Annotated in this window: 11 protein-coding genes; 8 read left to right on the top strand and 3 right to left on the bottom strand. The window is 49.8% G+C overall.

What is annotated here, in order from left to right; all coding sequences use genetic code 11:
• Positions 1-101 precede the first annotated feature (101 nt).
• The gene (locus ACJJID_RS00610; protein ID WP_444921047.1) at positions 102-590 is read left to right on the top strand and encodes a hypothetical protein; all 489 of its coding nucleotides are present in this window, start codon (positions 102-104) and stop codon (positions 588-590) included.
• A gap of 15 nt (positions 591-605) precedes the next feature.
• Here ACJJID_RS00610 and ACJJID_RS00605 read toward each other — a convergent pair whose 3' ends face one another.
• The 3 genes from ACJJID_RS00605 to ACJJID_RS00595 form a co-directional block, all read right to left on the bottom strand.
• A complete protein-coding gene (locus tag ACJJID_RS00605) occupies positions 606-1,541 on the bottom strand; it encodes an alpha/beta hydrolase (RefSeq protein ID WP_444921046.1) in 936 nt (311 codons plus the stop codon).
• Positions 1,542-1,721: 180 nt separating this feature from the next.
• Positions 1,722-2,318, bottom strand: coding sequence for a Yip1 family protein (locus tag ACJJID_RS00600; protein ID WP_444921045.1), 597 nt, complete (start codon positions 2,316-2,318; stop codon positions 1,722-1,724).
• 383 nt (positions 2,319-2,701) lie between these two features.
• Positions 2,702-3,769 (bottom strand): branched-chain amino acid aminotransferase, encoded by a 1,068-nt coding sequence (locus ACJJID_RS00595; protein ID WP_444921044.1) that lies wholly within the window; start codon positions 3,767-3,769, stop codon positions 2,702-2,704.
• Positions 3,770-4,358: 589 nt separating this feature from the next.
• Between ACJJID_RS00595 and ACJJID_RS00590 the strand changes: the two genes are divergently transcribed.
• The 7 genes from ACJJID_RS00590 (at position 4,359) to ACJJID_RS00560 (ending at position 13,290) form a co-directional block, all read left to right on the top strand.
• Complete coding sequence (locus ACJJID_RS00590) at positions 4,359-5,654, top strand: tetratricopeptide repeat protein (RefSeq protein ID WP_253868830.1); 1,296 nt, start codon at positions 4,359-4,361, stop codon at positions 5,652-5,654.
• A 165-nt stretch (positions 5,655-5,819) separates the two neighbouring features.
• On the top strand, positions 5,820-6,989 hold the full coding sequence (locus ACJJID_RS00585; protein ID WP_444921043.1) for a hypothetical protein: 1,170 nt from the start codon (positions 5,820-5,822) through the stop codon (positions 6,987-6,989).
• 17 nt (positions 6,990-7,006) lie between these two features.
• A complete protein-coding gene (locus ACJJID_RS00580) occupies positions 7,007-8,230 on the top strand; it encodes a hypothetical protein (RefSeq protein WP_444921042.1) in 1,224 nt (407 codons plus the stop codon).
• Positions 8,231-8,325: 95 nt separating this feature from the next.
• Positions 8,326-9,879, top strand: a complete 1,554-nt coding sequence (locus tag ACJJID_RS00575) for a tetratricopeptide repeat protein (protein WP_444921041.1) — start codon at positions 8,326-8,328, stop codon at positions 9,877-9,879.
• Positions 9,880-10,153: 274 nt separating this feature from the next.
• Positions 10,154-12,244 (top strand): SUMF1/EgtB/PvdO family nonheme iron enzyme, encoded by a 2,091-nt coding sequence (locus ACJJID_RS00570; RefSeq protein WP_444921040.1) that lies wholly within the window; start codon positions 10,154-10,156, stop codon positions 12,242-12,244.
• A gap of 13 nt (positions 12,245-12,257) precedes the next feature.
• On the top strand, positions 12,258-12,470 hold the full coding sequence (locus tag ACJJID_RS00565) for a hypothetical protein (protein ID WP_152451446.1): 213 nt from the start codon (positions 12,258-12,260) through the stop codon (positions 12,468-12,470).
• 25 nt (positions 12,471-12,495) lie between these two features.
• On the top strand, positions 12,496-13,290 hold the full coding sequence (locus ACJJID_RS00560; RefSeq protein ID WP_152451444.1) for a MotA/TolQ/ExbB proton channel family protein: 795 nt from the start codon (positions 12,496-12,498) through the stop codon (positions 13,288-13,290).
• Positions 13,291-13,306 lie beyond the last annotated feature (16 nt).

Here is a 13,306-nt window from a genome sequence, read left to right as displayed (position 1 = left end):
TTACACGATAGGTTTTATGATTTGACACTTAATACAACCAAATACGTAATCTTTTTAAAGGTGTTATCTACATCCCTTGCCCTTTCGAGGAATCATTATTAATGATGGAATTTCGCAAGCTGCTATTGATGTCTTCTCTCTTTATGAGCAGTCAGGTTCTTGCTCAAGCCACCCTTCAGATTAAAATAGAAACTCCCGAGGGATCGCAATTCCATACCCAGCAAATACTAGAAGAAGCATCCTTAAAAAGTCAGTCCAAGTCTATTTCGGCGCAAACGCCCCCCGCTGAATACCAGGCAATCCGCTGTGACGGCCCCTGGGGAGCGGTAAAATATACCATCTCATTGTCCAGTGGACCGGGAATAAAAATTCTATATGGAGAGAATGCGCTTTATCTGCAAGTGCTAGAATATTCTGTTGACAGCAAAGACAGGTCTATTGAATCAATGGGCATACAGTGCATTGATACCCAACCCACTCAAATCATTAACGCAATTACAGAAATTGAATTAACTATCGATAAAGAAACCATTGAGAAGGTAGAGCTCAACAATGGCTACACCCTTGAATATCACTATAAACCTAGCTAAATTATTTATATTTTATTAACCATTAAGAAACTCACCTGCACTGCGGTATGCCTCTGCACACACTTCTTTAAGCAAGTCCTCAACATTTAAAAAACCGTGTATTACACCCTCAAAATGTAGATTTTTTGCAAATCCACCTGCAGATATTACTTTTTCACAGTAAATTTTTCCCTCATCAGATAAAGGACAAAACTCCGCGGTAATCACCAAGGTCCTAGGTAATCTCTCAGTGAAATCCATATACAATGGAGAGGCTACTTTTCTACACTGCCCCTCCCTAAAGTACTTGTCAAAAAACCAGATACATTTATCCGCCTCCAGGAAATAGCCAGTACCATATTTCTGATAGGATGGGCATTCCGCGGTGTAATCAACACATGGATAAATAAGCACCTGCTTCTCGATCACAATGCCTTTATCAAACTGTGCCAGGTGAGATAAAGTGGCTGAGAGGGAACCGCCGGCAGAATCTCCCGCTACAGACAAAACCTTACGGCAGTGAATTTTTCTCCGAGCCAGGGTCGACCAAATTCCACGAGCTACAGCACAAGTATCTTCAACGTTCGCCGGGTAAGGGTTTTCTGGTGCGAGACGGTACTCTGGGGCCACCACTATGTGCTGCGATGCAATAGCCATTTTTCGACAAATAGGATCGTAGGCTTTTACACTATCAACCATATGGCCACCACCGTGAAGATATAAAAGCACCGGCAATGCCAGACCTGGATTAGGATGGAATATCCTCACAGGCACAGTATAACCCGACGAAAAAACCTCATCATCTACGACCCATTCAATCTCTGGTATATCCGTAACGTACTCCCGAATCATCCTCTCCGAACTATCTCGAGAAGCAATAACACTAAAAGGGCAATCTCTGGCTTTCTGCTCTAATAGCAACTCATTGTATTCTCTGAGAAATTCAGAGAGTTTCGGATTTATCTTTCCCAATTAGAACCTCCAAAGAGCAACAGTCTCTTTTTAATTGTGCACACCGCAGAAATAGCACAGCTTTCTTATGGCAATATTGAGTAAAGGAAAAAACTAAGAGAGGAATGCCAGACGATCTAGGCAAGACCGGCTGGCATGCAACAGTAGCAGAACATAGAAATTAATCTGTTGAAGGTAAATTCAATGGAAAACAGGAGCGGACACATAACTCCAAAACAACACCGTACCTACCATAATCATTACGGCGATAACCAGGGAGACTGTGATGATCGCGCTGGCAAATAAAAATCCGCGCTCCTCAGAAACCCCCATAACAATAGGAATGCCTAGGTACAGTAGATATACCGCATAAGCAACCGCCACTGTAGCCAGTAAAATATCCAACCATAACACCGGATAGATACCGGCTATACCCGCTAAAAATATTGGGGTAGCGGTAAACCCTGCCACAACAATACCCTTCATTGGGTGCGTCTCTGCACCATAGGTCCTGGCCATCCAGTGGATAAAATACCCTATGGAGACTACCGCCAATACCATCGTAAAGTAGAAAACCGCCACCAACTCCAAGGCGCTCTGCCCAGTTATTTTTACGGGATTTCCAGTACCAATACTCCAGCCAACCTGGGTAGTACCAAAATACCAGGCGACTGCAGGAAATAACGCCAAAATAATAACGTAGGGGATTTGTCGGCGTAGTTTATTCTCAGGAAGGCTTCCGATCAGCTCCCACTGCTTGCGAGGTTGCAGCATAAGGCCGAACATATGGGTCAACATTCTGTTTTCCTCAGGTTCTGTGAAACTCTGAGTGCGGCCTATCTAGTCAAATTGATCTTGGAACTGCTGGTCAATATGAAGGTACCACCAAAAGGCCACCCACAAAGCTCCAGTGCGTTTCTTCTTGTTTCGATTTATTTGTAGGAGCAACAGTCGTTCAAGTCAACCGCAGAAAAGCAATTGGCGGGAATGCTTACATGCGCGTTTCTCGCAGAAACATTTTTTATGCGCAGGGTGATACCAAACAACCCCAGACTAACAGGTTACGTAAAGTGAAAGAAAAAAGGTGGGGCAATATCGTTTGTTTTTTACCTAGTATTTGCCTACCGAGAAATAACCAGCCGCCGATTCGCAGCTGGCTATTTTTAATTATTTAACTTGGCTCAGAAGCACGCGGGTTCAACAGACTGCATCCAGTTAAATTGGTCCTCCGCCCGCCCTTCCTGAATATCCAAAAGCGCCTGACGCAAAGTTTCAGCTACAGGCCCCGGAGCCCGGTACAGTTCGTAACAATGCTCTTCATCACCAATAACACTAATTGGGCTGATAATAGCAGCGGTGCCACAGGCAAAAGCCTCGGTACAACTACCAGAGGCAATTTGGCTGAGTAACCTATCAATAGGGATGGATTCCTCTACGACTTGGTAGCCCAAACTTTTGGCGAGCTCTAATAATGAGTAGCGCGTAATGCCCTCTAGGATTGAGCCGGTCAATGCCGGCGTATGCAGTTTCCCCTCAATCACCGCAAAGAAGTTCATGCCGGAGAGCTCGTCGATATGATTGCGATCAGCCGGGTTGAGCCACAGGGATTGATCGTAACCACGCTCCTTGAGCCGCCCAACGCTCAATAAGGAGGCGGCATAGTTACCTCCAACCTTGGCATCCCCCGTGCCCCCCACAGCGGCGCGTGCATCTTCACGCTCAACCCAGAGGCGCATACTTCCGGAGTGGTAAGCCTCCGAAGGGCTCGCGATCACATAGAATTCATAAGAGGTGCTGGCGGACACGGTCAGGTCCGCCTGTGTACCGATCAGAAAAGGCCGCAAGTAAAGCGACTCACCGCTATTGCCGGGTATCAGGTTGGCACAGTAGGCAGCGACAGTACGCACAGCATCAAGAAACAAGGTCTCTGGCACCGGGGGCATACACAAGCGCTTGGCGGAATAGGCCATACGCTCAGCATTTTTTTCAGGACGGAACAGAGCGACACCACCTGCCTGTGTGCGATAGGCTTTCATGCCCTCAAAACACGATTGAGCGTAGTGCAGCACCTTTGCTGCAGGATCTAAAGACAGGGGAGCATAGGGAATCAGTTCACCCTGGCTCCAGCAGCCATCCTGGCAGACGGCGCGAAACATCACAGGGGCCATTGCCGTCCCGAAACCCAACCTCTCTGGCATTTCATATCCACGCAGGCTCACGGCCACTTCGGGGTCGATATAGATGCTCACCGGCACTCTCCTCTCATTCGAATCGGCTGATTATGGCGCCTGTCGCTCAGCAATCCAAATGTGTTGACCACAGCCCCCACCGATTTAGCCTTTTTCACCTAATCAAACCCCACCTAATAGGATGATAATCCAGATAATGCCGCCTACGTCCTCCATCGCATAACTCAACAGGTGGTCACATAAATTTACTCTAAAAATTTTTGGCACTTACTTGCCGACCTTCGGCACTGCTATTTCTCCCCAGCTGCTAAACCAAAAGGGTGCTCGCAGGCATCCCGGTAACCAATTCACCGGTTGGTCGAAGTCTCCGTCACAAACCCTCTGATGACAGATGGTGCTGGCTATACTGTTTAATACGCAGCCAGGAGCGCAATATAAGCCTCCGGATGCGCCTTCTCTGATGGGCCTATGAGTAAAAAATGACACGGCTCCCAGAGTTGTAACAGAACCACATTTCAGGAGAGAGCTTCCACCGTATCTGCCGGCATTTCGGCGATCGGGCGGAGACGAGATCCACACCCCCTGCGTGATGGCTAAGGCCTATTGCACAGCTGTGGGCAAAGTAAACCGGAATGGAAGTGGTTCAATCGTGACACAGATAGATACCTGCAATCGCCTTGCTATCGGCTTGATGTTTACAGCCACAGCACTGCTGTGTAACGGCGCCATTGCGGCAGATGACGCCACTGTGAGCCAGGACTCCAAGGCTCCTCCCCAGGCCTTTATTGAAGCCGCCTCCAAACCCCTGAAAAAAACCCGAAGACAGCTGCGTCCCTCAGAGGCTGTCGACTATTACCGCGAACGTATTGAAGACTTGGAAGCCGAGTACGGCGCCTATGGTGTTGGCATTGATGAACAGCTGTTAGGCCTGGCCACCGCGCTGCAAAAAGCCGGAGCGCACGAGGAAGCCGCGACTGAGTTCCGCCGCGCAATGCTGGTCAACAGAGTGAATGAGGGGCTCTATTCCCTCAGTCAAATTCCGATGATTGAGCGCCTGATTGAAAGCCAGATAGCCTTAAATCAATGGGAAGAGGCCAACGACAACCAACAGTATCTCTACTGGCTGTACGAAAAAAATTACGGCAAGAAAGATCCAAGAATGTTGCCCGTCATCAATAACCTGAGTCGCTGGCACCTACAATCCTATGTTGAGAAAAAAGGCGAGACCCTCGTCGAGCACCTGATCAGTGCCACCAAGCTCTATACCCTGGCGGTGGATATCATCACCAAAAATTTTGGCTCCAATGATCTGCGCCTGGTAGACGCACTGCGCGGATTAAAAGCCACGAATTACTATCTGGCCAATTACAAAGGAGAGCCCCAGGCACCGCTCGTCGTCAATACTAGCTTTGGTGGTGGCCCGGATATCAACCAGCGCAGTATGGTTGATCATTACCGGATGAAGAGTTTCAACACCGGTAAAAAGGCGATTACCCGAATCGTCGATGTCTACCAGCGAAATCCCCAATCACCTCCAGCCGCATCCGCAAAAGCAAAAGTTGAATTGGGCGACTGGTATATGATGTTCAACAAATGGCATTCCGCACGTCGCACTTATGGAGAGGCTTATAAATCACTCTGGGATAACGGTGCCTCCAGCGATGAAATCGATGACATTTTTGGTCGTCCCATCGCGCTTCCGGCCCTCCCGATATTGGAATCGGAGAGCAAGGCCTTAGCCAACTCTCATATCACCGTTTCCTACGACGTCACAGCCTTTGGTAAAGCACGCAATATTAAAATTCTCAGGGCCTACCCATCCGATAAAGTGCAAATTCGATCCAAGGTACGAAAAATTCTTAAGCGTGCGAAATTCAGGCCACGCTTTGAAGATGGCGAAGCGGTAGAAACTCGCGGTATCGTTCAACGCTTTGTCTTTGATTGAGTATTTTTCTTTACCGCTACTGGCTGATGGTTGTGGAGAGCGCGCAAATAATCAAATAACAACTACTTTTAAATTTCCACACCAGCCATTTTCTGGGCAGCCAGGGAGCCGTAAAAATTTTTCCGCGGCCTCCGGCATAACGCCAAGCCCTTTAGGAGAAAAGAGATGACAACTCGGAAAGCGGTACGAAAAAGTCACCGCCAGGGCATTAGCTGGCACACTCTGTTCTCTGCCGCTGTGCTGGCCACAGCGATTGCTGGATGTAAGAGCCAGCAAACCCAGTCGCAACCGCCGGCAATGCCGTCGATGCCCTCTTCCAGCTCCCAATCACAGTCACAGTCACAATCCCAGTCTCAGAGCAGCTCCTCATCCAGCAGCAGCTCTCAGAGCTCCAGCCAATCGCAATCTGCCAGTAGCAGTAGTGGGCAACCCGGCAGCCGCTCTAAGAGTCAACCCAGCGCAAATATGCCAACAGCACAGAGGGAGTCTCAGCAAAATTCGGGAGCAGCTTCCAGTGACAATCAGCGCTCCTCCCGCGAGCGCTCACCGGGAGAAAGTATGCCAACAGCAGATTCCCGCAGTCGCTCTCCCTCTTCCCCAGTCTATAGCGACTCACAGGAATCCCCGGATGAACGCCGTATGCCTCCCGACCCCTCCTCTGGACAGGATGGCACCCCGCCAGACGAGATCGACTTCTCCGAGGAGGAACAAACCGCATCGGCTTCCAGCGCCTCATCGAGTAGCAGTAGCAGCAGCTCCGCCTCCAATAATTCGTCCGCAAGTAGCAGTGCTTCCACAGGAGGACAGCCCAGTAACAGTTCCGCTCGCACTGGCAGCGCTCCTAACGAAGCGCCCAGCACCGCCGCAGAGAGAGTCGCGGAACTGGAAGGTCGCTTTGAATCCACCATGGTGAGCTACGATGGCATGATCCTTCGCGAACGTGATTACGTTCGCAACAGACCCGGTTCTGCAGGCAAAGAGTCTGAAGAGGAGGTAATGGATGAGGCACCACCGGGAGAATCGCTGGAAGACCTAATTGAATCTGCCGAAGCCGAAATCCCCGCCCCCCCGGGAAGTGGAGCTCCCAGTGGCGGTGGCCCCCAGCAAAACAATTCCAGCGGCCAAGTAACAGGCCCCGGCTTACCCACAAAAGGTCGCCAGGGAGAGTACAACCATACGGGCTCTCAGCCAGTGGTTCCCGCAGATATTCCAAACGGTACCGATGACGACGTAGTAGCGCGGCAAATCCGTGAAGCGGCTACCAGGGAAACCGATCCAGAATTACGGGAAAAGCTCTGGGAAGAATATCGAAAATATAAAAATGCGACGAAGTAGTTACAGAGGACGCATAGATGGCACTTTTAGCTCGAAACAACTACCGCTGTTTACTGACTGTACGGCTCGCCGTCATGACTACCGGGCTGCTACTCACTCTACTTAGCGGGTGTACCACAACCGAAGTGCGAACCACCGCTTTTACCCCCCTCACTATTGAGGACAAAAATATTGCGGAAGAGCGCCTGCTGGACGTCGGCGTTATCCAATTTGATCCAGGCATTGATACGGTTGAAGTTGACGAAGACACTTTGATCTTTCCCGAGTTGCGCCAAGCTGAATCCCGTTTTATGGCGGTTACCCTGGCAAACTCTTTGCAATCCAGTTTGGGGTGGGGTGCAGTAAGAGTTATTCCCTCTGCCCGCACCAATATTGACGTGACGGTTTCGGGAAGGATTATTCAATCCGACGGTGAAACTCTCACCATGGAAGTAACGGTTACCGATTCGCGCGGCCAACGCTGGTTTACCAAGGAGTATTCCGAATACGCCTCCCACTACGCCTATGATCGGAAGCACCCAACCGAAGGGGATGCCTTTCAGGGAATTTACAACCAGGTTTCCAATGACATGTTGAATTATCGGCAGGGGCTGTCCAACCAACAGATTGCCGAAATCCGCACTATTTCTGAAATGCGTTTCGCCAGAAGCTTTTCTCCCGAGGCCTTTACCCGCTATCTGCAGCAAAGCCAGGAGGGTATTTATTATCTGAGTGCCCTGCCTGCAGAAAATGATCCTATGCTCCAGCGGGTGCGAAAAATCCGCGAACGCGATTACCTGTTTGTGGACACGCTTCAGGAATACTACGGAACCTTCGCCAAAACAATGGAGGTTCCCTACCAGGAGTGGCGCGCACGCAGCTATGAAGAGGTCCGACAGATGCGCGAGCTCAAACGCAAAGCCCGCAATCACACAATTATGGGGGCCGCAGCGATTATTGGCGGTATCGCCGCAGCTGGTGCGGGTGGCGGCAGCGCCCAGGCGGCGGGCCAGGTTGGCATTGGTGCCGGCGGTTACTTGATCAAGAGCGGTTTTGATCGTCGCGCCGATGCCAAGATGCACGTCGAAGCGTTGCAGGAACTGGGAGATTCGATGGAAGCTGAGGTGGAACCGCAAATTGTCGAGCTAGAAGACCGCACCGTGACCCTGAGCGGCACGGTAGAAAACCAGTATCGGCAGTGGCGGGAAATCTTAAAAGAGATTTATGAAGCGGAAACTGCTTCTTCCGAAACCAGCATATGAAATAGAAATGCTACCGAGGTAAACCGGTCAGATTTTAAACTTTAGTAAGCACCCAAGATCTTCGCAGGGTAACTGAATAAAACGGCGGAACCACTATGCAGCACCGCAATAACGCCAAGGAAGATTCAACCCCAATCGAGCCCGCAGAGTTTAGCTTTGGCGGCGAGGAAGCTCGAGTAACAAAGAATTCCAGCCATCAAAAGGATATCCCGGGCAAGGAAAGCTCTTACTGGCCCTTTGTGTTGGGGGCCGTCATGCTCAGTGGCCTGGTGGGTGTTTTCTGGGGACTTCCCCAAGTTGTGCAGACTCCGAAATTACAGCCCGATAAAACCGCGGTTGCCAAAACAACAACCGCCCCTGATGAAAGCCCGGCTCAAGCATCACCCTATTCCGATGCCGAGATCATGCAGCAACGCAGGGATGTGCAAAAGATCCTGCAAGATATTCTCGCAGTCAAAGAGGAATTAAAAGAACGCCAAGTAGAGCTATGGGCCTTCGAAGAATTTTATGAAGCTGAAGACTTGGCATTAAAAGCCGATAGTATTTATCGGAAAAGGCAATTTAAGCAGGCCCTGGAAAAATATCAGGAGTCTCTGCAGGCACTGGAAACATTGCGTGACAGTATTCCCGAGCGTATTGAGGCGCACCTTGCCGAAGGCAATCGCGCACTGAACGCAGGGGAAAGGGATTCCGCAATGACGGCGTTTGAACTCGTACTCACAATCTCTAAAGATCACCCGAGAGGTCTAAAGGGTCGAGAACGGACCGATAAACTACCCATTGCCTGGTGGAGGCTCATTCAAGCTAAAGAGGCCTACTCAGACTCCGACCTGGACCAAGCCAAGTCTTCCCTGAAAAAATCACTCGCGATAGACCCCGAAACTGCTCAAGCTCAGGCCTTATTAGCGAAGGTAGAAATAGAAATTACCGATAGGGATTATCAGAAAGCTATGTCCGCAGGCTATGCAGCCATCGCCGATAAGAATTATTCATCTGCAAAACAGTTTTTCAATCAAGCCCAAGCATTAAAACCCAGTGCCAAAGCACCCGCTATCGGTCTAAAACAAGCTAAAAATGGCGTAGAGCGGGAGAAGATTAACAAGCTATTAAACGTAGCTCGTTCACAGGAACAAAAAGAAGATTGGCACGAAGCGCTAAGCAGTTATACCGCTTTACTGAAGAAAGACAGCAGCCTGGTCACTGCGGTCACAGGTAAAGCGCGATCTTCTGCCAGGGCGAAGCTAGATGACCAATTACAAGAGCTGCTCAAAGACCCTCTCACGCTCAGTGAGGGCAAGCGCAACCACTTTGCCCGTAAAGTGCTCGCTGATGCCCGCAAAGTAAACGCGCAAACACCGCGTCTAGTCCAGCAAATAGAAGATCTGGAAAATGCGCTTACCCAGGCATTAATCCCTCTCCCTGTTCGCTTCAAATCAGACCGTAGCACGAGTGTCACTATTTACCATGTGGGACGGCTGGGTAATTTCGATCAGCGTGAAATTGCTTTAAAACCGGGTCGATATACCGCTGTTGGCACACGCGACGGATATCGGGATGTCAGGCGTGAGTTTATTGTTAAGCCCGGAAAGCCTGTCACCGAAGTAGTCATTCAGTGCGCTGAAAAAGTAAATGGCGCTAATAATAGCTGAATACAAGAACCCCTGAGAGTTAAGAAAATCTAATAAATCGGATATTCGCAAGGGGCGACAGCTGAAATGAATCACTGGATTCATTCACAGGACAAGAGGTGTTCTGTGACAAACGTCTCGCTGACTTCCATCCCTTTGGTAGCAGCGAGCTAAGCTTTGTTTCACACAAAAAACATCCACCCCAGCCTTGGTGGCGTTAGTACGATGGAGTCTATCTCATCGGTGCCAGGATATTGCGATAAATCCATAATGACATAGCAATAGGGAAGCATAAATGGCAGTGAAAGAGGCAATCCCTGTCCGTGATGAGAAACCTACTGTCGATGATTCCCCACTCATCGAACCCATAGGTTTTACACCTGTTCAGATCAGCTCTACCCGTGTTCGCCTGTTTTTCTCCAAGCGCGCAATGATTGTGGTGGCCTGTTTGCTACTGAGCCTCTTGGCACTGATATATTTAGTTGCCGCCCGCTCTTTGATATTTGAAACCGTGCCCAAAAACGCCAGTGTCAGTATTGAAGGCTTTGCCTTGCCATTAGGAGATGGGCACCTGGTGCTTCCAGGCAGTTACAATTACACCATCAGCGCAGAAGGATATTTACCCGAGACAGGCGAAGTGGAAGTCGGTAGCGATGGGCACAGCCGCCACTCGGTAACATTGGATAAACTTCCCGGCCATCTGCAAGTAGAAACCGATCCTCCAGTTCCGGTCAAAGTTTTGATCAATGGCAATGAGGTCCCCAATAAAAATGGGCTGGTAGAGAATATCCGCCCAGGATCATTGCGGGTGACCGTTCTCTCCGACCGCTATCTGCCTTTTACTCGGGAGATTAAAATTGAAGGGCTAGATAATATTCACAGGCTGGAGGCCAAACTGCGACCGGGTTGGGCCAATATACGTATTGGTAGTAACCCACCTGGCGCCACTGTTACGGCCGATGGAAAAGTTCTCGGTACCACACCACTCAATATAGAATTGGTACAGGGCGATAGAGTTATTTCCATTTCCCTACCGGATCATAAAACGGTAGATGTCCCAATAGCAGTCACTGCCGGTGTGGATCAAACACTTCCCACAGTCAATCTTGGCCCAGCCGATGGACTACTGCGAGTAGTTACAAATCCCGAGGGCGCCGGCGTTACCGTAGATGGCGAATTTCGCGGTCACGCGCCCCTGGAACTCGAGCTGGCATCGGGGCAAACCCATCGACTGAGATTTTTTAAAGATGGTTATGCTTCTGTTGAGCACACAATAGACCTTTCCGCCGGAATGGAGCGTGACCTCAATATTAATTTAAATGCCGTTTACGGAAGAGTGTTTGTAACAAGTGTTCCCTCCGATGCAGAAGTGTATATCGACGGGCAGTACGCGGGGAGAAGCGGTCAGGCATTCAATCTCCCCACCAAGAGTCACAGTATTGAAGTCAGGAAAAATGGTTATCAAGCATTTGATACCCGCGTAATCCCCAGTGACAAATTAGAGCAAACAGTACGCGCGGTATTGTTAACCAAAGAACAGGCTCGCTGGCAGCAAGTTCCATCGTCCTACCGCCACGCTGCCGGCGGCACGATGAAGCTAATGCGCCCCAATGCCGTATTCACCATGGGGTCTTCACGTCGAGAACAGGGACGCCGTGCCAATGAGGTAATGCGCCAGGTTTCTCTCAACCGTCCTTTTTATATTGGGGCCACGGAAGTAACCAATGGAGAATTCCGCCGCTTTAAACGCATGCACACCTCAAGGCATGTCAACGGAGTTAGCCTGGATAATGACAACCTTCCCGTCGTCAATGTCAGCTGGGCTGATGCCGCCCTGTTTTGTAACTGGCTCAGTGAGCGCGACGGTCTAAACCCCGTCTATCTGACTGAACGTGGAAAAATAGTTGGGTTTGACTCAGCGGCAGACGGCTATCGCCTGCCCACAGAAGCCGAGTGGGCCTGGTTGGCCCGCTATGACAAAGGCACTATGCGAAAATTCCCTTGGGGCAATGAACTGCCCATCGGTGCCAACTCCGGTAACTACGCCGACAGCCACGCCGCAAAACTCATACCGGCGGTCTTGCGCACCTATAGTGATCGCTATGCGGCTACCGCCCCCGTCGCCAGCTACAGCCCAAATCCCCTCGGTATTTACGATCTGGGAGGCAATGTATCTGAATGGATTCACGACCTTTATACCATTGGTACCGGACTCTCATCTCGCGTAGAAGAAAACCCGATTGGGCCACAAGATGGTGACTACCATGTAATTCGAGGCTCCAGCTGGCGTCACTCAGGGTTAACCGAGCTGCGCTTATCTTACCGCGATTATGGTGAAGCCCCCCGCAACGATATTGGATTCAGAGTGGCTCGCTGGATTAATTAAGGAAGGAGAGAAGATGTTCAGAATCATCTTAGTACTCATCATTCTTTTACCCTCTTATCTGCTTGCCCAAGAGAAAGAAGATACGGATGAGATAACCATTGCTCAGGCCAACAAGGAAAAGCCAGAGAAAAACAAAGGAAAACGTAAGAGCAACCGCTCTGATGACTACAAATCCTCAGAGGAAATTTCTGAAGATTTATCCGTTTCCTATCCTGTGGATATTTAGAAGAGAAGCCGCCAAGGGCACCGTCATGAAATTCAAATCCTCAGACTTTATTTTCCAGATATTTGCACTGCTGGGATCCATTATCCTGGTGCATGCCATTTATGTTGCCATCATCCGCCCCAATGCAGACGCGCTTATAGAAGAGCAACTCGCTCGGGAGGCCGCAGGGGAAACCTATATACAGCAGCGCTCTATGTACATCGTAATGAGGGATTATGAACAGGAAGCCTGTTTTGTATTGATGCTTTGGGCCATGGCGATTATGGGCCTAAAGGCGCGTCGTAGTATGCGCGAGCGTAAATTACTCGATAAAGCCCTGCTCAATATCAGTGAGGGCACACCCATATTACCGGAAGACACCCGAGACCTATCCCGCCCCATACAAGCCCTACCGGAAGAGGAGCGAAGTTACCTCGTACCCAGAGCATTGCTCACCGCCCTGCAACGGTTCGGGTCGACCCGAAATGTGGCTGCCGTTTCCAATTCGGTAAAAGAGGTGTGCGAAACAGAGGGGGATCGACTCGATTCAGAACTGGCGATGGTTCGCTATATCACCTGGGCAATCCCCTCTATTGGATTTATTGGAACTGTACGCGGTATTGGCGAGGCACTGTCTCAGGCCCACAAGGCAGTGGAAGGTGATATTGCCGGCGTCACCGTTAGCCTTGGTGTCGCCTTTAACTCCACTTTTATTGCCCTTGTAATCAGTATTGTCATTATGTTTTTCACCCATCAGTTACAGCTTATGCAAGAGAGACTAGTGCTAGATACACAGAATTATTGTGACAACCGCCTGCTGAGGTTCCTTAAAATCAGCTAACTACCATCAAAACCAT

The organism is Microbulbifer sp. CnH-101-G, from assembly GCF_052466775.1.
The sequence above is the reverse complement of the archived record's forward strand: the minus strand, read 5'-3'. Positions and strand labels throughout refer to the sequence as shown.